The organism is Microvirgula sp. AG722 (genome assembly GCF_003269145.1).
GTDB classification, from domain to species: domain Bacteria; phylum Pseudomonadota; class Gammaproteobacteria; order Burkholderiales; family Aquaspirillaceae; genus Microvirgula; species Microvirgula aerodenitrificans.
In genome coordinates this window covers 1-20,147 of the sequence record NZ_QLTJ01000027.1, presented here as the reverse complement: position 1 = coordinate 20,147, position 20,147 = coordinate 1, and the positions used below count along the sequence as shown (strand labels likewise).

The 20,147-nt window shown below is 66.7% G+C and carries 19 protein-coding genes and 1 pseudogene; 6 read left to right on the top strand and 14 right to left on the bottom strand.

Translation table 11 applies throughout. The features are described from left to right. The 3 genes from DFO50_RS19860 to DFO50_RS18220 form a co-directional block, all read right to left on the bottom strand. On the bottom strand, positions 1–315 hold a 315-nt coding region (locus tag DFO50_RS19860; protein ID WP_304598487.1), incomplete at its 3' end, for a SpvB/TcaC N-terminal domain-containing protein. A 178-nt stretch (positions 316–493) separates the two neighbouring features. After that, on the bottom strand, positions 494–1,039 hold the full coding sequence (locus tag DFO50_RS18225) for a lipocalin family protein (protein WP_036386885.1): 546 nt from the start codon (positions 1,037–1,039) through the stop codon (positions 494–496). Positions 1,040–1,097: 58 nt separating this feature from the next. Further along, entirely contained in the window at positions 1,098–2,282 is a 1,185-nt protein-coding gene (locus DFO50_RS18220; RefSeq protein ID WP_028500366.1) for an MFS transporter, read from the bottom strand. Positions 2,283–2,392: 110 nt separating this feature from the next. On the opposite strand from DFO50_RS18220, the gene DFO50_RS18215 reads away from it, so the two are divergent. From DFO50_RS18215 to DFO50_RS18195, 5 genes are all read left to right on the top strand, one after another. Continuing rightward, positions 2,393–3,196, top strand: coding sequence for a helix-turn-helix domain-containing protein (locus tag DFO50_RS18215; protein WP_028500367.1), 804 nt, complete (start codon positions 2,393–2,395; stop codon positions 3,194–3,196). A gap of 80 nt (positions 3,197–3,276) precedes the next feature. After that, on the top strand, positions 3,277–4,299 hold the full coding sequence (locus DFO50_RS18210) for an adenosine deaminase (protein ID WP_028500368.1): 1,023 nt from the start codon (positions 3,277–3,279) through the stop codon (positions 4,297–4,299). 66 nt (positions 4,300–4,365) lie between these two features. Next, entirely contained in the window at positions 4,366–6,126 is a 1,761-nt protein-coding gene (locus DFO50_RS18205) for an ATP-dependent endonuclease (RefSeq protein WP_028500369.1), read from the top strand. A 33-nt stretch (positions 6,127–6,159) separates the two neighbouring features. Continuing rightward, positions 6,160–8,559 (top strand): phosphoketolase, encoded by a 2,400-nt coding sequence (locus DFO50_RS18200; RefSeq protein ID WP_107889948.1) that lies wholly within the window; start codon positions 6,160–6,162, stop codon positions 8,557–8,559. Further along, positions 8,556–9,959: an MBL fold metallo-hydrolase RNA specificity domain-containing protein gene (locus DFO50_RS18195; RefSeq protein ID WP_028500370.1), complete on the top strand. Its 1,404-nt coding sequence runs from the start codon at positions 8,556–8,558 to the stop codon at positions 9,957–9,959. The genes DFO50_RS18200 and DFO50_RS18195 overlap by 4 nt, the downstream gene beginning before the upstream one ends. A gap of 56 nt (positions 9,960–10,015) precedes the next feature. Here the strand turns inward: DFO50_RS18195 and DFO50_RS18190 are convergent, their stop codons facing one another. The 10 genes from DFO50_RS18190 to rsxA form a co-directional block, all read right to left on the bottom strand. Further along, positions 10,016–10,660, bottom strand: coding sequence for a MarC family NAAT transporter (locus DFO50_RS18190; RefSeq protein ID WP_028500371.1), 645 nt, complete (start codon positions 10,658–10,660; stop codon positions 10,016–10,018). Between the two features lie 137 nt (positions 10,661–10,797). Then, positions 10,798–11,712 carry an RHS repeat-associated core domain-containing protein gene (locus DFO50_RS18185; protein WP_084300324.1) on the bottom strand — a complete coding sequence of 305 codons (915 nt, stop codon included), beginning with the start codon at positions 11,710–11,712 and terminating at the stop codon, positions 10,798–10,800. A 130-nt stretch (positions 11,713–11,842) separates the two neighbouring features. After that, a complete protein-coding gene (locus tag DFO50_RS18180) occupies positions 11,843–13,345 on the bottom strand; it encodes a DegQ family serine endoprotease (RefSeq protein ID WP_028500373.1) in 1,503 nt (500 codons plus the stop codon). 115 nt (positions 13,346–13,460) lie between these two features. Next, positions 13,461–14,099: an endonuclease III gene (gene nth / locus DFO50_RS18175; RefSeq protein ID WP_107889945.1), complete on the bottom strand. Its 639-nt coding sequence runs from the start codon at positions 14,097–14,099 to the stop codon at positions 13,461–13,463. Further along, the gene (locus DFO50_RS18170) at positions 14,096–14,806 is read right to left on the bottom strand and encodes an electron transport complex subunit E (protein ID WP_199489894.1); all 711 of its coding nucleotides are present in this window, start codon (positions 14,804–14,806) and stop codon (positions 14,096–14,098) included. The genes nth and DFO50_RS18170 overlap by 4 nt, the downstream gene beginning before the upstream one ends. Further along, on the bottom strand, positions 14,803–15,468 hold the full coding sequence (rsxG, locus tag DFO50_RS18165) for an electron transport complex subunit RsxG (protein WP_112692977.1): 666 nt from the start codon (positions 15,466–15,468) through the stop codon (positions 14,803–14,805). Before rsxG ends, DFO50_RS18170 begins: the two co-directional genes overlap by 4 nt. Further along, a complete protein-coding gene (locus DFO50_RS18160; protein WP_028500376.1) occupies positions 15,465–16,481 on the bottom strand; it encodes an RnfABCDGE type electron transport complex subunit D in 1,017 nt (338 codons plus the stop codon). Before DFO50_RS18160 ends, rsxG begins: the two co-directional genes overlap by 4 nt. Positions 16,482–16,485: 4 nt before the next feature. Beyond that, positions 16,486–18,174, bottom strand: coding sequence for an electron transport complex subunit RsxC (rsxC, locus tag DFO50_RS18155; RefSeq protein ID WP_112692976.1), 1,689 nt, complete (start codon positions 18,172–18,174; stop codon positions 16,486–16,488). Then, on the bottom strand, positions 18,171–18,746 hold the full coding sequence (rsxB, locus tag DFO50_RS18150) for an electron transport complex subunit RsxB (RefSeq protein ID WP_112692975.1): 576 nt from the start codon (positions 18,744–18,746) through the stop codon (positions 18,171–18,173). Before rsxB ends, rsxC begins: the two co-directional genes overlap by 4 nt. Continuing rightward, complete coding sequence (rsxA, locus tag DFO50_RS18145) at positions 18,743–19,324, bottom strand: electron transport complex subunit RsxA (protein WP_028500379.1); 582 nt, start codon at positions 19,322–19,324, stop codon at positions 18,743–18,745. The genes rsxB and rsxA overlap by 4 nt, the downstream gene beginning before the upstream one ends. 92 nt (positions 19,325–19,416) lie before the next feature. Between rsxA and DFO50_RS19855 the strand changes: the two genes are divergently transcribed. Continuing rightward, positions 19,417–19,749 (top strand): AAA family ATPase, encoded by a 333-nt coding sequence (locus DFO50_RS19855; RefSeq protein ID WP_112692974.1) that lies wholly within the window; start codon positions 19,417–19,419, stop codon positions 19,747–19,749. A 77-nt stretch (positions 19,750–19,826) separates the two neighbouring features. Here DFO50_RS19855 and DFO50_RS18135 read toward each other — a convergent pair. Continuing rightward, positions 19,827–20,147 (bottom strand): annotated as a pseudogene (locus DFO50_RS18135) (acetyl-coenzyme A synthetase); the annotation flags it as partial.

Genomic DNA, 20,147 nt, shown 5'->3' with positions numbered 1-20,147 from the left:
GGGAACCAGCGGTTCGCCATCGGGGCCGACGAACACGTCGTCGTCGTTGTACTGCGGGACGCCGAGGCGGGTGCGGCGCTGGATGGTCGGCAGGGCGAGCCGCCAGCCGGTGCCGCAGGGGCCGTTGCCGGCGCCGGCGCTGTAGCCGAGGGTCAGGGCGGGGGTGGATTCGCGGGCGACGGGGAGAGACAGCGGGATGTCGAACGAGACCAGGCCGGCGGAGAGGGTGGGCCCGCTGCCGTCACCGGGGCCGGGAAGGGCGTCGTGGATGGTGGGCAGGGTCGGCGGGGCGACGGAAACAGGCTCGGTGGACATGGCGTGGCTCCACGGATTGACAGGCAGGTGCAGCGGCATGCCTGGCGGATTGAGCCTGACGCAGGAACCTGCGACGGCATCGGGAGGCGCGGCGGGCAAGGGGTTGCCGGCGCTGATAAGACTGCTATAGCGAACTCTCTTCGCTGCCGCTCCCGCTGTCAGACAAGTGGTCGCGCGCTCAGTCCCCCGGCCGGACGTCCTGTTGCTGTCGGGTACGGCGCCATGCGTCAAGCTTGAAACCCTGCTCCCCGGCAATGGCCAGCGCCGTGTCGATATCGGTCTGCGACAGCTGCGGTGTGCGTGACAGCAGCCACAGATAGCGGTGATTCGGCGTACCGACCAGTGCCCAGCGGTAGTCCGGTGCCAGGCCGATTACCCAGTAGTCGCCACGGAACGGCCACATGAAAGTGACCTTCAGTTGTGCATTGCCGTGCCCGTCGACGACCACGGCGCTGCCCTCGGCCTGTTCGACACCGCCTTTTTCGTTCAGGCAGCGGTTCAGCACGCCAATCTTGCCATTGTCCAGCCGCCGGTATTCGGCCGTCGTATTGGCCACGCAGTGACGCTGAAAGAACATCGGCAGGCTGCCTATTTCATACCAGCGCCCCAGATAGCGGTCGAGATCCACGGCCGGCACACTGCGAACCGGCGCGGGATCGGCGGCCTGCGCCGGCGTGGCGCCCAGCGCCAGTAGCAGCAGGCAGGGAAGGGCAAGGTGTTTCATGCTGGTCTCCTGAGCGTGTCCGGCCTGTATCGTGGCAGAAAGCGCGCCATCCGGGCGCTTAATCGAGCTGGATGTTTCGCCCGGCCAGAAAACCGGAAGCCGCCTGCAGCAGTGAAACCAGCATGCACAGCAGCAGGGTGACCGTCCAGCCACCGCTCAGGTCGCGCAGCAGGCCGACCAGCATCGGCCCCGCGGCGGCCAGCAGATAACCGACCGCCTGCGCCATGCCGGACAGGGCTGCCGCCTGGCGCACGCTGCACGCTCGCAGACTGACGAAAGCCAGCCCCAGGATGATGGTTGCGCCGGCGCCCATGCCGTACATCAGCGTCCACAGCACACTCCAGTGCGGTGCCAGCAGCAGTCCGAGCAGACCGACTGTCGACAGTGTCGAGGTGGCGACTGCCAGCAGGCGCTGGTCGTGCAGGCGGCGGATGACCGGCACCAGCAGCAGCCCGGGCAGGGCCGAGGCCACCTGCAGCAGGCCATGCATCGAGCCGGCAGTGGCGGGCGGCAGCCCGGCATCGCGCAGCATCGACGGCAGCCAGCCGACGACGACGTAATACACCAGCGAGTTCAGTCCCAGGAACAGCGTGACCTGCCAGGCCAGCGCATTGCGCCACAGCGGGGTCTCCTGCACCGCTGTCGCCGCGGCCGGCACCGGCGCGGTATGCCGTTGCCACTGCGGCAGCCATGCCAGCAAACCGGCAAGGGCCAGTACGACCGGAAACAGCAGCGACAGTGCCCAGCCGGATGACCATTGCGCCAGCGGCACGGCCAGCACCGAACCCAGCCCGGCCGCGATGCCCATCACCAGCACATAAGCCGAGGTCAGCGAGGCGATGCGGTCCGGAAAATCGCGTTTCAGCAGGCTGGGCAGCAGAACATTGCCGATGGCAATGGCGGCACCGATCAGCAGGGTGCCGGCGAACAGCGCCCACTCGGCGCCAGCGGAACGGATCAGCAGACCGGCGATCAGCGCCAGCAGTGACAGCAGCAGCGTGCGTTCCAGCCCGCAGCGTCGCGCCAGTGGGCCGGCCAGTGGTGACAGGGCGGCAAACGCCAGCAGCGGCAGGGTGGTCAGCAGTCCGGCGGCGGTCGCGCTGAAGGCGAAGTCGGCCCGGATCAGGTCCAGTACCGGCGCCACGCTGGTCACCGGGGCGCGCAGATTGCTCGCGATCAGCAGGATGCCAAGAACCAGCAATCCGGCACGTGCAGGCGGAAGGGAGGGGGTGTTTGCAGTCATGGAGGGTCCGGGAAAAGAGGAACGGCCACTTTACGGCGAGCCCTTTTTGACTGTCTTTGGTTAAAATGACTTTTAATTGTCAAAAACAGCCATCTGGCCCGGAGTGCGGCATGTCCGACCTGTTTGCCTTCCCGCTGACCTTCGACCCGGATGCGTGGCCGGCTTCGGCAATCGCCCTGCGGCTCGATGTCCGCGACAACGGCCGCGAGCAGCCGTTCCACTGCCACCGCAAGGGTCAGCTGGTGCTGGCCCTGCGCGGGGCGGTGACCTGCACGGTAGAGGACGGCATCTGGCTGGTGCCGCCGCAGTGCGGGGTCTGGATTCCTCCCGGTCTGCCGCACAGCAACCGGGTCTCGGACAATGGCCGCATCGGCCTGCTGTTCGTCGAGCCCGGTGCCGCGGCGCTGCCGGCGCACTGCTGCACACTGGCCATCAGTCCGCTGCTGCGCGAGCTGATCGAGTATCTGGCCGGCCAGGCGCCGGATTATCCGGCCGATGGTCCGACCGGACGGCTGGCGCGGGTGCTGCTGGAGCAACTGGCGTCGATGCCGGCCGAGCGGCTGTACCTGCCGGTCGCGACAAGCAGCCGGTTGCGGCGGATTGCCGATGCACTGATCGCCGATCCGTCTGACCGGCGTACGATGGCGCAATGGGCCGCGTGGGTGGCGCTGAGCGAGCGCAGCCTGGCCCGGCTGGCCCTGGCCGAAACCGGCATGACCTTTGGCCGCTGGCGGCGGCAGCTGCACCTGATCGTGGCGCTGCAGCGGCTGTCGGTCGGTACGCCGGTGCAGATCGTGTCGCAGGATCTCGGCTATGAATCGGTCAGCGCGTTCATCACCATGTTCCGCAAGGCACTGGGCCAGGCGCCGACCCGCTACATGGCTGACAGAAACCTGGCTGAAAACCGGTATTGAGCGGGCCGTGCAGCATACGCGACGGGTGCCCATCCCGTGCCAGCCCTGTATCCTTGAGGTCTTGCTGGAGACATGAACAAATGCATGACATTGCCGCGCTCGCCCGGGCGCTTCCCAAAGCCGAACTTCACCTGCACATCGAAGGCACCCTCGAACCCGAACTGGCTTTCGAGCTGGCTGACCGCCATGGCGTGACCCTGGCCTATCCCGATGTCGCGGCGCTGCGTGCCGCCTACGATTTCGACAGCCTGCAGTCCTTTCTCGACCTGTACTATGCCGGCGCCGACGTGCTGCGTGACGAAGCGGACTTCTATGCGCTGACCCGCGCCTATCTCGAACGCGCGCACGCCGACAATGTCCGCCATGTGGAAATCTTCTTCGACCCGCAAACGCATACCGCGCGTGGCGTCAGCCTGCCGACCATGCTGGCCGGCATGCGCCGCGCGCTGCTCGAAGCCGAGGCGCGCGACGGTATCAGCTTCCGCCTGATCCTGTCCTTCCTGCGCCACCTGTCCGAAGCCGACGCGATCGCCACGCTGGAACTGGCCAGACCGTTCCTGCACCGCATCGACGGCATCGGCCTCGATTCGAGCGAACGTGACCATCCGCCGTCCAAATTCCAGCGCGTCTTTGCCTACTGTCGCGAGCTCGGCCTGCCGGTGGTGGCCCATGCCGGCGAGGAAGGCCCGCCCGACTATATCCGCGAAGCGCTGGATCTGCTGAATGTCAGCCGCATCGACCATGGCGTGCGCTGTGCCGAAGATCCGGCACTGATGGCGCGTCTGGCGCGCGAGCAGACGCCGCTGACGGTCTGTCCGCTGTCGAACCTGAAGCTGCGCGTGGTCGATGACCTGCGCGAGCACAACCTGGCCCGTCTGCTGGATGCCGGGCTGAAAGTCACCATCAACTCGGACGATCCGGCCTACTTCGGTGGCTATGTGAACGACAACTATGTGGCCTGTATCGAGGCACTGAAGCTCAGTGCCGGGCAGGTGGTCCGGCTGGCGAAGAACAGCATCGAGGCCAGCTGGCTGGATGTCGACGCCCAGGCACGCCTGCTGGCCGATATCGACCGCGTGTACGCCGACTGGCAGGCCGCGTAGCAGCGCATTGACGCCGGCGGCCGGTGGCCGCGCGGCACAGGCAGCACCAGACCGGGAGAGCGTCGCATGCACCTGTCGCGACTGGAAGTGGCGCATTTCCGTGGCATTCGCCACGGCGTGCTGGATTTTGACCCGGCCAGCACCGTGCTGATCGGCGAGAACGACAGTGGTCGTTCCAGCCTGTTCGATCTGCTGACGGCAGTACTGAAAGCGCCGGAGGACGGCGCCGGCCCCTTCGCCTTTTCGCGCTGGGACGTGCGCTGCCCCGAGGAAGGCCTGTGCGAAGTGCCGCAGCCGATCCGTGCCCGGCTGTGCTTCGTCGAGCGCGAGCCCGGCGAGTGGGATGTGCCGGCGTTCGAGCCGGTGCGTGAACTGTTGGGCGGCATGCCGTGGCCGCGCGAGCTGTGCTTCGAGCTGGCGGCCAGCAACGAGCGGCACGGCCGCGAGGTCGATACCTGGCGCTTCACCGGCCCGGCCGGCAGCCGTGACAACGATGCTGCCCAGCTGGCCTGGCTGCGGGCGCTGAATCCGCTGATCCGCATCGATGCCAGTGCCTCGCCGGCCCGCCGGCTGCCGCTGGCGGCGCACCTGGCCACGCTGGCCGGCACCCCGGACCAGGCTGACCAGCTGGCGGCGCGCGTGCATCGCCATTACCAGCAACTGGTCGAAGGCATCAGCGTCGACCTGCCGGAAGAACTCAGTGCCGGTTTCGACGCGGCGCTCGATCTGCTTGAACGGCTGAACGCCCCCGGGCGCAATGGCGACGAGGCGCCGCGGCATGCGCCGATGCTGGGAGAGCTGATCGGCAATGGCAGCGGACTGACGCCGCAGACCTTCCTGCCCCCGTACGGCAACACCGCCTACCGGCTCGGCCTGTTGCTGCTGCTCGGTGCCGTGCTCGACCATCGCGACACGCCGACGGCGCCCGGCGCCGAACCCATCCTGATCATCGAAGACCCGGAAGCCCATCTGCACCCGATGACGCTGTCGGCCATCTGGCATCTGATCGACCGCATCCGCTGGCAGAAAATCGTCTGCACCCATTCCGGCGATCTGCTGGCCTCGGTGCCGATGACCTCGCTGCGCCGGCTGACGCGGCTGAATGGCGAGGTGACCGTCTGGCGGGTGGCGGCCGATGTACTCGACCGCGACGAACTGCGCCGCTACAGCTATCACGTGCGCAGCCATCGCGGCGTGGCGGCCTTTGCCCGCTGCTGGCTGCTGGTCGAGGGCGAAACCGAATTCTGGCTGCTGCCCGAACTGGCGCGGCTGTGCGGCTACGACTTTGCCATGGAGGGCATCGTCTGCGTCGAGTTCGCCCAGTGCGGCCTGCCGCCGCTGGTCAAGGTCGCGCAGGCGCTGGGCATCCGCTGGCACCTGCTGGCCGACGGTGACCATGCCGGGCAGAGCTATGCCGCTGCGGTGCGCAGCCATGTGCCGCCCGGCGAGCTCGACCAGCATGTGACCGTGCTGCGCCAGCGCGATATCGAGAATGCGCTGTGGCACGCCGGCTATGCCGATGTCTATCGCCGCCACGCCCGGCTGCCGGAAACGGCGGTCGACGTCATGTCGCCGGCGCGGGTGATCACCCGCGCCATCCATCGCACACCGAAGCCGCTGCTGGCGCTGGAAGCGCTGGATGCGATGCAGCAGGCCGGCTCGCCCGGCGTGCCGGAGGAAATGCGTCGGGTCATCGAGTGCTGCGTGGCACTGGCTCGTGGCGAATCGCCGCTGGTGGTCGAGCCGGCGCAGGAGCCGCATTCCCGACATCACCACCGGCCGCGGCGCAAGACCCATCACCGCTATCGGCCGCCACCGGAGGCGTAATCCCCCGGACGGCCCCTTTTTTCGGAGTCCCGCATGAGCGAATCCCTGTCTCCCGAACGCCTGGCCCAGGTCGATGCCTGGTGGCGCGCCGCCAACTTCCTGACCGTCGGCCAGATCTACCTGCTCGACAACCCGTTGCTGCGCGCGCCGCTGAGCGAGGCGCACATCAAACCGCGCCTGCTTGGTCACTGGGGGACCTCGCCCGGCCTGAATTTCCTGTATGCCCACCTGAACCGGGCGATCCAGGACCATGACCTCAATGCGATCTTCCTGTGCGGCCCCGGTCATGGCGGCCCGGCCATGCTGGCCAACACCTGGCTGGAAGGCAGCTACAGCGAGCGCTACCCGGCAGTTTCGCGCGACGAACAGGGCATGCGCCGGCTGTTCCGCCAGTTTTCGTTTCCCGGCGGCGTGCCGAGCCATGCCTCGCCGGAAACGCCGGGGTCAATCCACGAGGGCGGCGAGCTCGGCTATGTGCTTTCCCATGCCTATGGCGCCGCTTTCGACAATCCGTCGCTGCTGGTCGCCTGCGTGATCGGCGATGGCGAGGCTGAAACCGGGCCGCTGGCCACTGCGTGGCACTCGAACAAATTCCTCGATCCGGTCCGCGATGGCGCGGTGCTGCCGATCCTGCACCTGAACGGCTACAAAATTGCCAACCCGACCGTGCTGGCGCGCATCCCGCAGGCCGAGCTGGAGAGCCTGCTGACCGGCTATGGTTACCAGCCGTATTTCGTCGATGGCGACGATCCGGACATCCTGCACCCGCGCATGGCTGCCGTACTTGACCGCGTGCTGGCGGATATCCGTGGCATCCAGCGCGCGGCGCGGGTCGAGGGCAACACGGTGCGGCCACGCTGGCCGATGATCGTGCTGCGCACGCCGAAAGGCTGGACCGGCCCGAAAACCGTGGATGGCCAGCTGACCGAGGGCAGCTGGCGCTCGCACCAGGTACCGCTGTCGGGCCTGTTCGGCAATCCGGCGCATCTGCGCCAGCTCGAAGACTGGCTGTACAGCTACGGCCCGGACACGCTGTTCGACGCCAGCGGGGCGCCGCGGTCGCAGATCGCCGCGCTGGCGCCAGCCGGCACGCGGCGCATGGGACTCAATCCGCATGCCAATGGCGGCGAACTGCTGCGCGACCTGCTGCTGCCCGATTATCGCGATTACCGGGTCGACGTGCCGACGCCGGGGGGCGTCGATGCCGAAGCGCCGCGTGCGCTGGGCATGTTCCTGCGTGATGTGATGCGCGCCAATGCGGCATCGGCCAACTTCCGCGTGTTCGGCCCGGACGAAACGGTGTCGAACCGGCTCGGTGCGCTGTTCGAGGCCACGGAACGCGCGTGGATGGCCGAGCGGCTGCCGGGCGACGACCATCTGGCTGCCGGTGGCCGGGTCATGGAAATCCTGTCCGAGCATACCTGTCAGGGCTGGCTGGAGGGCTATCTGCTGACCGGTCGCCATGGCTGGTTCTCGTGCTACGAGGCATTCATCCACATCATCGACTCGATGTTCAACCAGCACGCCAAATGGCTGAAGGTCACCCGCGAAGGCATCCCGTGGCGACGGCCGATCGCCTCGCTGAACTACCTGCTGACGTCGCACGTCTGGCGCCAGGACCACAACGGCTTCTCGCACCAGGACCCGGGCTTTATCGACCATGTGGTCAACAAGAAGGCCGAGGTGATCCGCGTCTACTTCCCGCCGGATGCCAATACGCTGCTGGCAGTGTCCGACCACTGCCTGCGCAGCCGCAATCTGGTCAATGTCATCGTTGCCGGCAAGCAGCCGGCGCCGCAGTGGCTGGACATGGAAGCCGCCGTGCGCCACTGCGAGGCCGGCATCGGCATCTGGGAGTGGGCCAGCAACGATATCGGCGACGAGCCGGACGTGGTCATGGCCTGCTGCGGCGACGTGCCGACGCTGGAAACGCTGGCGGCGGTGGCCATCCTGCGCGAGGCGTTCCCGGACCTGAAAATCCGGGTGGTGAACGTGGTCGACCTGATGCGGCTGCAGCCGCCGGAGGCGCATCCGCACGGGCTGCCCGAACGCGAATATGCGGCGCTGTTTACCGCCGACAAGCCGGTGATTTTCGCCTATCACGGCTATCCGTGGCTGATCCACCGGCTGGTCTACCGCCGGACCAGCCATGACAACCTGCACGTGCATGGCTACAAGGAAGAAGGCACGACCACCACGCCGTTCGACATGACCGTGCTCAACGAACTCGACCGCTATCACCTGGCCATGGCCGTGATCGACCGGGTACCGGCGCTGGCGCGCGTGTCCGCCTACGCGCGCCAGCGCTTGCGCGACCAGCTTGGCCGTCATCGCGATTACATCCGCGAGCACGGCGAGGACATGGCGGAAATCCGCGACTGGCGCTGGCCGGCCGCAAGTGGGGCAGACGGAAAGGCAAGGGAACAATCATGAGCATGCAATTGCGGTTTCTCGGGGCGGCCGGTCAGGTCACGGGCTCGGCCCATCTGCTGGAGATTGGCGACAAGCGCATCCTGATCGACTGCGGGATGTATCAGGAGCGCGCATTTCTCGAGCGCAACTGGGCGAGCTTTCCGGTACCGCCATCCAGCATTGATGCGGTACTGCTGACCCACGCCCACCTCGACCACTGCGGATTGCTGCCGAAACTGGTTCGCGACGGCTTCAGCGGCAAGATCTGGGCCACCGCGCCGACCCTCCGTCTGGCCAGCCTGGTCATGACCGACATTGCCCGCATCCAGGCCGAGGATGCCGGCATCAAGCAGGCGCGGCATGCGCGCGAGGGCAGACAGGGCGAGCATGACGGCGAACTGCTGTATACCGGCTATGACGTGCGCCGGACCGAGGCGCATTTCCGCGAAGCGCGTTTCGGCGAGCCGCTGTCGCCGGTCGACGGCGTCAGCGTGCGCTTTCTGCCGGCGGGCCACATCCTGGGTGCCGCCCTGCTGGAGGTCACGGCCCGCGATGCCGGCAAGACCCGCAAGCTGGTGTTCTCCGGCGACCTGGGCCGGCGCGACATGCCGATCGTGCCGGACCCGGCCGTGCTGCACGAGGCTGACTACATCGTGCTGGAAACCACCTACGGCGATCGCGACCACCCGGACGAGGACACCGAGGCCGTGCTGGCCGACATCGTCAACGATACCGTCGACCGGGGCGGCAATCTGGTGGTGCCGTCATTCGCCATTGAACGCGCACAGCAACTGCTGCTGCATTTCTCGCATCTGCTCGGTTCCGGCCGCATTCCGCCGCTGCGGGTATACCTGGACAGCCCGATGGCCATCGATGCCACGGCGATCTACCGGCGCATGCTGACCTTTGTTGACGGGCCGGCGCGCGAAATGCTGCGCGGCCGTGAATGGCGTGACACGCGGCGGCTGATCGAGACCGTGCGCAGCCCGGTTGCCTCGCGGGCGCTGGATGCCATCCACGGCACGGCCGTGCTGATCGCCGGTTCCGGCATGTGTACCGGGGGGCGCATCAAGCAGCACCTGAAAGCGAATATCAGCCGGCCGGAGTCCACCGTGCTGTTCACCGGCTACCAGGCCGAGGGAACGCTGGGGCGCGAGATCGTCGATGGTGCACGGGAGGTCCGCATCGGCGGCGAGTCGTATCCGGTCCGGGCGCGCATTGCCGAGCTGCATGCGATGTCGGCCCATGCCGACCGTCGCGGTCTGCTGGCCTGGCTGGGCGGGTTCTCCGCGCCGCCGCGCAAGCTGTTCCTGGTCCATGGTGAGGCCAGCGCCCGGCAGGCATTCGCCGATACCGTCGCGGCGGATCTCGGCTGGCCACTGGTCCTGCCGCAGTGGGGCGACGTGGTCACGCTGGACTGACTCGCGGCTGGTGACCGCCGGCCCGGAACTGCTGTCCATCGCCTGAACGGGCGAGGCTACAGCGAGGTGTAGAAAGTCCGCACCCCGGAGCCGATGAACTGGACGCCGACGCAGATCAGCAGGAAACCCATCAGCCGGGTCAGCACGTCCATGGCGCTCGGGCCGAGCTGCTCGGAAATGCGCGACGACAGCCGCAGTGCCAGCCACACGCAGAGCGTGGCGCCAACGATGGCCAGCAGGGTCAGCCCGAGTGCGGCCAGCTTGAAATTCCAGTTGGAAATTTCGGCGATCTCGGTCGAGAAGCCGATGACCACGGCGATGGTGCCGGGGCCGCTGATGCCCGGCATGGCCAGCGGGAAGAACGCCACCTGATGGCCTTCGCGCGTGGCCTGGCTGGTGGTGTCCTGCGAGTGGTACAGCATCCGGTAGCCGACCAGCGCCACGACGATGCCGCCGGCGACCCGCAGTGCACCATACGAGATACCGAACATTTCCAGCACCACGTTGCCGCCGACCAGCGATACCACCATGATGCCGCCCGCGTACAGGCAGGCATCCAGTGCGACCCGCGCGCGCTGCGTGCGGCTGTCGTGGGTGGTCAGCGAGATGAACATCGGGATCTTCGACAGCGGGTTGGTGATGACCACCAGGCTGAGCAGGGCGCCGAGCAGATACTGCGATACGAGTTGGGTGATCGACATGGGGCGGGTGTCCGGGACCAGCCGGCATTATGCGCATTCTGCTGCCTGTGTGCACCCGCCGGATGGATGCAGCGGGTGCGCATGGCGCACCGGCATCCATTCCTGTCCCTCCGCCGGAGTCCCGGGGTCCGCGCCGCTTACAGCAGGAGACTGATCTGGCCAAGCGATGAGCGCAGTGAGCCCGGCGCCGTCTGATACAGCGAACTGGCCGAACTGGCCAGGCTGGGCGACTGCGGCAGAGAGCGCAACGATGAGAGCATCGAATACGATGCCGGTGAACGCAGGGTGGCCACCGACGGCGAGGTGGCCAGACTTCTGATGCTGCGCATCGAAGCCAGCGACCCCAGGCTGGATCTCAGCCCTGATGTCGATGTCGAGGCGTTCAATAGCGCGGCCCTGGGAAAAAACGATTGCGGGACAGCAACATCCACCATGGTGGGCAGTCTGCCAATACGCGGATCGAGATGATCGGGGGACACTTTGTGGAAAGTGTGGGCGAGATTCGTGCCTTTTCGCATCAGATGGACAAACAGGCCGATTTCAATCACTGCTGTGGCAATTTGAAAAATATTGGAAGCGATACTCAGCTTTTCCGACACGGCCGGGTGAACGCCCTCCATGCTGCCCGACGCGGCCTGCAAGGCGGAAGACGTCAGGCTGAAGCCGGCCGCCACATAAGACAAGGCCATCAGCAGTGGAGAGCCCATGCCGGCCGTCGTTATCACCAGGGCCAGGGCAACCACGGCGCTCAGCATGCCGGCGAAAATATCCAGGCCGGATCCAAGGCTCAGATAGCCCGACGGATCGGTCCGGTTGATCGGGTCGCCATTGCAGAATGCGTAGCCATTGACGCCCCCTGCCGAGAACGGACTGAACGGATCCAGGCGCAGAAGGCGCTGTATCGTTGGCGAGTAGCTGCGAGCACCGTTGCCCAGGTGATACAGCTGAACGTTATTGTCGATCACGTCGATCAGCTGCCCATGCATGCCGATCATGACGCGGCCGAAAGCCGGGGGCCGCATCAGAGAGGCACGGCGCGTTCTGAATGTCATGGCTTTTCCCCCCGATAAGGAACTCGTCGGCGAGAACGCCTCCCGCCCGTACTCCGCTTCATATATACAGCGGAGTGCGGGCGGGCAGGGCAAAGGCCGATGAGTGGATGCCCATGCCGGCCGTCAGTACCTACTCGTTGCCGAGTTTCAGCGGGATGTACAGCGTGTTGTCCAGCCGGCGCACCAGCAGTGCCAGGTTCGGGCCGGAGGCAGCAAGCAGCTTCTCGAACGTCTTCAGGTCGGCGACGCTGTTCTGGTTGACGCCGATGATCACATCGCCGCGCATCAGGCCGGACTTGGCCGCCAGACCGGTCACCTTGTCGACCAGCAGGCCACCCTGGATGCCCAGCTGCGAACGCTGCTCACGCGTCAGTTCGCTGACCGAGATGCCGAGCCGGTCGAAATTCAGCTGCGGCTGCTGTTCGGCCTTTTTCTTCTGTGCGCCCTGGGCCGTGTCCGCCTTCAGTTCGACCAGCACCGCGTTCAGCGCCAGCGACTGGCCCTTGCGCCAGACGCCGAGTTTGACCGTAGTGCCGGGCTTCTTCTCGCCGACCAGCATCGGCAGGTCGGCCGAACTGCCGACCTTCTTGCCGTCAAGGCTGAGAATGATGTCGCCCGGTGCCAGACCGGCCTTGGCCGCCGGACTGCCGGATTCGACCCGGACCACCAGCGCGCCATCGGCGGTGTCGCGACCGAACGAACGGGCCAGCTCCTGGGTCATTTCCTGGATGTGCACGCCGAGCTGGCCACGGCTGACCTTGCCGCTGGTCTTCAGCTGCTCGGCCACCGACATGGCGATGTCGATCGGAATCGAGAACGAAATGCCCATGAAGCCGCCGGAACGGCTGTAGATCTGCGAATTGATGCCGACCACTTCGCCACTGAGATTGAACAGCGGCCCGCCCGAGTTGCCGGGGTTGATGGCGACATCGGTCTGGATGAACGGCACATAGGTGTCGTCCGGCAGGTTGCGGCCCTTGGCCGACACGATGCCGGCGGTCACGGTATTGTCGAAGCCGAACGGCGCGCCGATCGCGGCGACCCATTCACCAACCTTCAGCGTGGCCGGATTGCCGATCTTGACCGTCGGCAGGTCCTTGCCCTCGACCTTCAGCAGGGCGACGTCGGTGCGCTTGTCGATACCGACCAGCTTGGCCTTCAGTTCGCGCTTGTCGGTCAGCTTGACCAGAATCTGCTGCGCATTCAGCACCACATGCGAGTTGGTCATGATGTAACCATCGCTGGAGATGATGAAGCCCGAGCCATAGCTGATCGAGTCGCGCTCGCGCGGCTGCTGGGTCTGCCCCCCGCCCGGCGGCATGAAGCGCTTGAAGAATTCGTAGAACGGATCGTCTTCCGGAATCGGGAACGGGAATGGCGAATCGGCATCGCTGCCGTCGTCTTCCTCGACCCGGTTGGCACTGATGTTGACGACGGCCGGGCCTTCGCGCTCGACCAGCGTGGTGAAATCGGCCAGCAGCATGCCGGGACGGTTGGGCGCGTTCTGGACGATGGGCTTGTCTGCGCCCGAGCCGCTCCAGGACTGATAAAGCTCCTTGGCCTTGTCACACCCGCCCAGCATGAACGGCAGCGTCAATGCGAGGGCAAGGGTGGTTTTGCGGAAAGCGGGCATCACAACGTCATCCTTTTTTTCTGGCAGGGCTTGAATCTGAAAACCGCAACATGGTAACACCAGCGCGGTGCCCGAATACATGGTGCTCACTGGTCCGGTTGCAAGTCCTGACGCGTCAGCCCCGTGCACCCTTGTCCGGCCATTCGCACAGGTCGGCAATCACGCAGTCTGCGCATTTCGGCTTGCGCGCGGTGCAGGTGTAGCGGCCGAACAGGATCAGCCAGTGATGCAGATCCAGCTTGTATTCGGCCGGGGTGACGCGGACCAGCTTGTCCTCGACTTCGCGCGGGGTTTTGCCCGGCGCCAGCCGGGTACGGTTGCCGACACGGAAAATATGGGTATCGACCGCAATGGTCGGCTGGTTGAAGGCGACGTTCAGCACCACATTGGCCGTTTTGCGACCGACGCCGGGCAGCGCTTCCAGCGCTTCCCGCGTCTGCGGCACCTCGCCGCCATGCCGCTCCAGCAGCAGGCGACAGGTTTCAATCACATGGCGGGCCTTGCTGCGGAACAGGCCGATGGTCTGGATGTACGGAATCAGCCCGTCTTCGCCGAGACCAAGCATTTTCTCCGGGGTATTGGCGACCGGAAACAGCCGGGCGGTGGCGGCGTTGACGCTCTTGTCGGTTGCCTGCGCCGACAGCGCGACGGCCACCAGCAGCTCGAACGGCGTACTGTAGTTCAGCTCGGTGCGCGGAGACGGGTTGGCGGCGGCCAGGCGGGCGATGATGGCTTTGCGTTTGCTGTCGTTCATGCGGGGGCAAGCTGACGGTTGGCGGTACGGGCCCGGGCACGGGCATCGAGCCAGTTCTTGCCGGCGATCAGCGCGGCCAGGCCGAGGAAGGCGCCCGGCGGCAGCAGCGCGATCAGGAACTGGTAGTCGGCCGGGGCGACATGAATGACCCAGCCGGCCGCCTGCGGGCCGAACACCAGGTCCAGACCGGACAGCAGCGTGCCGCGTCCGAGCAGTTCACGCAAGGCGCCGAGCAGGCCGAGCACCAGCGTCAGGCCGATGCCCATCATGAAGCCGTCCCAGGCCGACTGCCGCAGCGGATTCTTCGATGCGAAGGCCTCGGCGCGCGCCAGCACGATACAGTTGGTGGTGATCAGCGGAATGAAAATCCCGAGTACGGCATACAGCCCGTGCACATAGGCGTTCATCAGCAGGTCGACCATGGTCACCAGCGCGGCGATGATGGTGATGAAAATCGGATTGCGGATCTCGTTCGGCACCAGATGGCGCACGGCGGCCACCGCCGCGCTGGACAGTCCGGTCACCAGTGCGGTGGCCAGGCCGAGCGACACGCCATTGACCACACTGGTGCTGACCGCCAGTACCGGGCACATGCCGAGAATCTGCACTACGCCGGCGTTCTGCTTCCATACGCTGTTCAGCGCGATATCGCGCATCTCGTGCGCCGGCGCGGCCGGGCTGTTGTCCTGGGTGGGCTGGGTCGTCATGGTCTGGCACCGGTGGGTTCACGGGCGGGGACGGGCTGGGCGTCCCATTGTCCGGGTTTTGTGCGTTCGGCGGCAACAAAGCGCAGGGTGTTCGCCACGGCGCCGACCACGGCGCGCGGGCTGACCGTTGCCCCGGCCATGGCGTCGAACCGGCCGCCGTCCTTTTTGACCTTCCACTCGCTGTCGCGGGTCAGGGCCAGGCCGTTGAACTGGTCGATCCAGTCGCTTTTGGCGCGATCGATATAGTCGCCGAGCCCCGGCGTTTCCTTGTGGCTGACCACGCGCACGCCGGTAATGGCGCCCTGTGCATCGACCCCGACCAGCAGACGGATCCTGCCGGCATAGCCGTTTGGCGCCGTGGCCTCGAACACCCGGGCCACCATGCGGCCGCCGAGGCGGGCGATATAGACCTGTGACGGACCGTCATTGCCGAGCCGGCGGCCATCGGCGGCGGACAGCGTCACGGCCGCCCGGGCCGGATCATTGTCATAGCCGCCGGCCGGCAGCACCTGGCTGACGATGGCGAGGCGGGCGGCCTGCTCGTTGGCGGCGACGATCTTGTGGGTCAGCGCATAGACGCCGGCCATCAGCGCGGTGGCGACCAGCGCAAACACGAACAGCGTCAGTGCGCTGACGCGGGCCTGGCGCAGGGTTTCATTCATGGTGCGGCCTTGTCATGGCCGAAAACCGGCGGTTGCGTATAGCGATCGATCAGTGGCACGGCGATATTCATCAGCAGGATGGCGAAGGCCATGCCGTCGGGGAAACTGCCGAAGCTGCGGATCACCCACAGCAGCAGGCCGACGCCGGCGCCGAACAGCAGCTTGCCGCGCGGCGTGACCGGGCCGGTGACCGGGTCGGTCACGATAAACCATGCCCCGAGCATCGAGGCGCCGGCCAGCAGATGCAGCGGAGCGCCGACAAAGCGCGACGGGTCCAGCGCATGGAACAGGGCGGCCACCACGGCCAGGGTAGTCAGCATCGCTACTGGCGCATGCCAGCTCAGCAGGCGCCGCGCCAGCAGGTACAGGCCGCCGAGCGCAAAGGCCGCGGCGACCCATTCGGCGCCAGCGCCTGCCAGGTAGCCGAACACCGGTCCGTGCAGGGCGTCATCCAGCCCCTGACCGGCACTGAGCCGGGTTTTCAGGTAATCGAGCGGCGTGGCGGCACTGACCGCATCCAGCGCCACCCGTTCCGGCAACTGGCGGGTCAGGATATGGACGACCTGTTCCCATGCCGACAGCGAACCATATGGTGCTGCCCACTGCGACATTTGCGCCGGGAACGAGATGATCATCACCGCGAAGCCGACCATGGCCGGATTGAACGGATTGTTGCCGAGCCCGCCATACAGGTGCTTGGCGACGACAATGGCAAAGAAACTGGCGACGACCAGCAACCACCACGGGCCCAGCGGCGGGAAGGACAGCGCCAGCAGCCAGGCGGTGACCCAGGCCGAGCCATCGGCGAGGAACGGACGCAGCGGCAGGCCGCGTGCCCGCAGCATGGCAGCCTCGAAGCCGAGGCAGGCCAGCGAGGCCAGCACCAGCTGCAGCAGCACGCCGGCGCCGAACACGTAGACGGAGACCAGCAGGCCGGGCAGCAGCGCGGCGATCACGGTCAGCATGATATGGCTGACGCGGGTGGGTTTGGCGAGATAGGGCGAAGTCGGCATCGGCTCAGGGGGCATCGGATTCGGAGGGGGGCGGCGTCGCCTCGGCCGCTTTGGCCGCCTTGCGTGCGGCGGCGCGGGCCATGGCGGCCTCGATGGCCGCTTTCTTGCCGGCATCGCTCATCGGCGTGGCGGCGGGAGCGGCCGGGTCCTTGCCGGCACCGGCGGCCTTGCGCGCCGCCGCCCGGGCCATGGCCGCCTGGATGGCGGCCTGCTTGTCGGCATCGAGGGTTGCCGCAGGGGCGGGGGCCGTCTCGGCTGCGACGGCGGGAGCGCTGGCAGCAGCGGCTGCCGCACGGGCGGCAAGGCGCGCTGCTTTTTCTTCCTTGTCGCGCGCGGCGCGGTAGTTGCGGAAGTCAAAGCGTGTCCGTGCCAGTTCGGCCGCCTTTCTGTCACGCTCGGCGGCCCAGATTTCGTCCTTGGCGTAGCGGTAGTAGTCGACCAGCGGAATCTGGCTCGGGCAGACATAGCTGCAGGCGCCGCATTCGATGCAGTCGAACAGCGCGTATTCCTGCGCCCGGCCGAACTGCTTCGACCTGGCATGCCAGTACAGCTCCATCGGCTGCAGACTGGCCGGACAGACCTCGCTGCAGGCGCCGCAGCGGATACAGGGCAGGGCCGGTGGACGCGGCGGGAACAGCGCCTCGCTGCGGGCGATCAGGCAGTTGGTCGCCTTGGTGATGCCGGCGGCCGGTGCCGGCAGGGTAAAGCCCATCATCGGACCACCCATGATGATGCCGCGGCTGTCCGGCGTCGGGCCGGCCTGGCCGACCAGCCAGTCGGCCGGCGTGCCGATGCGCGCCTCGACATTGCCGGCCCGCGCGACGGCGCCGGTCACGGTGACGATGCGCGACACCACCGGCAGGCCCAGCACCAGTGCGCGCCAGACGGTATAGGCGGTGGCGACGTTGAAGCACTGCACGCCGAAATCGGTCGAGCGCACGCCATGCGGCACCTCCTTGCCGGTCAGCACGCGGATCAGCTGCTTGGCGCCGCCGCCCGGGTAGCGGGTCGGCACGCTGACCACCTCGATACCGGTGCCGGCACAGGCGGCCGTCAGGGCGGCGATGGCCTCGGGCTTGTCGTCCTCGATGCCGATCAGGGTTTCCTTCGCCTGCATGCGCTCGGCCAGCAGCCCGACGCCGAGGACGATGTCGGCCGCGCGCTCGCGCATCAGCCGGTCGTCGCAGCTGATATACGGCTCGCACTCGGCGCCGTTGATGACCAGCGTCTCCAGCCCGCCATCGCTCAGCTTCAGCGCAGTCGGGAACACGGCGCCGCCCAGTCCGACCACACCCATGTCGCGCAACTGCTCGCGCAGCGTGCGGCTATCGGCCTGTCGCCAGTCGACCGGCACCGGGTCGACGCTGTCGTCGCGGCCATCCGGCTCAATGACGATACTCAGTGCCGGCAGCCCGGACGGATGGGCGAACGGTCGTTCCTCGATGGCCAGCACCCGGCCGGACGCCGGGGCATGTACGGCGGCCGACACATTGCCGTCGGCATCGGCGATGCGCTGGTGCGCGAGCACCCGCTCGCCGACCGCGACGCAGGGGCGGGCCGGATTGCCGATGCTCTGGTTCAGCGGCACCACCAGTTGCGGCGGCAGGCCGGCATCGCGGATCGGCGTGCCGTTCGATTCGGTCTTGTGGCGCGGCGGGTGGACGCCGCCATGGAAGGTAAAGCGTGGTTTCATGCGGGACCGGAGGGCTGAGCGAGGGTGAGGGCGAACACCGGATAGTGCCATTTCCAGTTCTTGACCGTGACCGGCAGCGGCGCCATGTGGATGCAGTCGACCGGGCACGGGGCAACGCACAGCTCGCAGCCGGTGCATTCGTCGCGCAGGATGGTATGCATATGCCTGGCCGCGCCGAGGATCGCATCGACCGGACAGGCCTGGATGCACAGGGTACAGCCGATGCAGGTGGTTTCGTCGATAACGGCAACCGACTTTGGTTTCGGCTGGGCAGCATCGGCGTCGAACGGCACGAACTCGACGCCGAGCAGGTCGGCCAGCTTGCGGATACCGTCTTCGCCGCCCGGCGGACAGCGGTTGATGCCGGTTTCGCCACCGGCAATGGCGGTGGCGTACGGCTTGCAGCCGGGGTAGCCGCACTGGCCACACTGGGTTTGCGGCAGTACGGCGTCGATCTTGTCGACCAGCGGGTCACCTTCGACCCGGAAGCGGACCGAGGCGGCGCCGAGCACCGCGCCGAGCAGCAGGGCCAGCGCCGCCATTACCGCAATGGCAATCAGGAAACCGCTCATTTCACCAGGCCCCCGAAGCCCATGAAGGCCAGACTCATCAGTCCGGCGGTGACAAAGGCGATGGCCGTGCCCTGGAAGGGCCGCGGGATATCGGCGCCTTCGAGTCGCTCACGCATGGCGGCAAACAGCACCAGAATCAGGGTGAAGCCGGCCGCGCTGCCGAAGCCGAATACCAGCGACTCGGCAAAGGTGTGCTTTTCCTGCACATTCAGCAGCGGTACGCCAAGCACGGCGCAGTTGGTAGTGATCAGTGGCAGGTAGATGCCGAGCACCTGGTACAGCACCGGACTGGTCTTCTGGATCACCATTTCGGTGAACTGCACAATGGCGGCGATCACGACGATAAAAGCCAGCGTGCGCAGGTATTCGACCCCGGCTGCAAGCAGCAGCAGGTTGATCAGGTGGCTGGTGCCGGATGCCAGCGTCAGCACGAAAGTCGTGGCCGCGCCCATGCCGATGGCCGCTTCCAGCTTCTTCGAGACCCCCATGAACGGGCACAGGCCGAGAATGCGGACCAGGACCACGTTGTTGACCAGCACGGCGGCCACGAGAATCAAAAGGTAATGACTGAAGTCCATCTCAAGCGCCCTTCCGTCACCGGGAGGACGGCGAAAAATGTGCGGATTATCCGACGCGCCCCGGCAGAGTTCAACCGGCGCCCCGCCGGTATTTGGCCTGGCGCAATATTCAGCGTAGTCCAGCGGGCCGGAAACGGCGGTCTCCCGCCGGGGCAGAAAAGCGGCCCGGGCGGGTTTTCTGTTTTCCGCCTCCCTGGTCCTGCAGACCCACAGGAGAAGTTCATGTCCTCATTCCCCAGGCCGGTGTCGGCCACGAGCTGCACTACCTTGATGTGACGGACGAGGAATGCAAGCGCCGGCTGCGGGCGCGCCACGCCGCCGGCGGACACCCGTTCACGCTGGATGACGCACAGTTCGACGCCATGACGCGCCACTTCGTGCCGCCGGCGGACGAGGAGGGGTTCCGGCTTGTTCGGCATGGCTGAGCCCCGCAGATGAAAAAAGCCACGGCATTCGCCGTGGCTACCTTCTCCTCCAACCTCTCCTGGGCTGTTTTTTGCGATCAGGCCGGTTCTTGCAGCTGATCGAGAATCTGCGGGTTTTCCAGCGTCGACGTGTCCTGGGTGATTTCCTCGCCCTTGGCGATCGAACGCAGCAGGCGGCGCATGATCTTGCCCGAACGGGTCTTCGGCAGGTTCTCGCCGAAGCGGATATCGTCCGGCTGGGCGATCTTGCCGATTTCGTGCGCGACCCAGCTCTTCAGCTCGGCGGCGATCTTCCTGGCTTCCTCGCCGGTCGGACGCGGGCCCTTCAGCACCACGAACGCCACCACGGCCTCACCCTTGACCTCGTGCGGCTTGCCGACCACGGCGGCTTCGGCCAC

Excerpts from the sequence above, each read along its gene's own strand:
- DFO50_RS18225 (WP_036386885.1), bottom strand. The coding sequence starts at position 1,039 with ATGAAACACCTTGCCCTTCCCTGCCTGCTGCTACTGGCGCTGGGCGCC.
- DFO50_RS18220 (WP_028500366.1), bottom strand. The coding sequence starts at position 2,282 with ATGACTGCAAACACCCCCTCCCTTCCGCCTGCACGTGCCGGATTGCTG.
- DFO50_RS18215 (WP_028500367.1), top strand. The coding sequence starts at position 2,393 with ATGTCCGACCTGTTTGCCTTCCCGCTGACCTTCGACCCGGATGCGTGG.
- DFO50_RS18210 (WP_028500368.1), top strand. The coding sequence starts at position 3,277 with ATGCATGACATTGCCGCGCTCGCCCGGGCGCTTCCCAAAGCCGAACTT.
- DFO50_RS18205 (WP_028500369.1), top strand. The coding sequence starts at position 4,366 with ATGCACCTGTCGCGACTGGAAGTGGCGCATTTCCGTGGCATTCGCCAC.
- DFO50_RS18200 (WP_107889948.1), top strand. The coding sequence starts at position 6,160 with ATGAGCGAATCCCTGTCTCCCGAACGCCTGGCCCAGGTCGATGCCTGG.
- DFO50_RS18195 (WP_028500370.1), top strand. The coding sequence starts at position 8,556 with ATGAGCATGCAATTGCGGTTTCTCGGGGCGGCCGGTCAGGTCACGGGC.
- DFO50_RS18190 (WP_028500371.1), bottom strand. The coding sequence starts at position 10,660 with ATGTCGATCACCCAACTCGTATCGCAGTATCTGCTCGGCGCCCTGCTC.
- DFO50_RS18185 (WP_084300324.1), bottom strand. The coding sequence starts at position 11,712 with ATGACATTCAGAACGCGCCGTGCCTCTCTGATGCGGCCCCCGGCTTTC.
- DFO50_RS18180 (WP_028500373.1), bottom strand. The coding sequence starts at position 13,345 with ATGCCCGCTTTCCGCAAAACCACCCTTGCCCTCGCATTGACGCTGCCG.
- nth (WP_107889945.1), bottom strand. The coding sequence starts at position 14,099 with ATGAACGACAGCAAACGCAAAGCCATCATCGCCCGCCTGGCCGCCGCC.
- DFO50_RS18170 (WP_199489894.1), bottom strand. The coding sequence starts at position 14,806 with ATGACGACCCAGCCCACCCAGGACAACAGCCCGGCCGCGCCGGCGCAC.
- rsxG (WP_112692977.1), bottom strand. The coding sequence starts at position 15,468 with ATGAATGAAACCCTGCGCCAGGCCCGCGTCAGCGCACTGACGCTGTTC.
- DFO50_RS18160 (WP_028500376.1), bottom strand. The coding sequence starts at position 16,481 with ATGCCGACTTCGCCCTATCTCGCCAAACCCACCCGCGTCAGCCATATC.
- rsxC (WP_112692976.1), bottom strand. The coding sequence starts at position 18,174 with ATGAAACCACGCTTTACCTTCCATGGCGGCGTCCACCCGCCGCGCCAC.
- rsxB (WP_112692975.1), bottom strand. The coding sequence starts at position 18,746 with ATGAGCGGTTTCCTGATTGCCATTGCGGTAATGGCGGCGCTGGCCCTG.
- rsxA (WP_028500379.1), bottom strand. The coding sequence starts at position 19,324 with ATGGACTTCAGTCATTACCTTTTGATTCTCGTGGCCGCCGTGCTGGTC.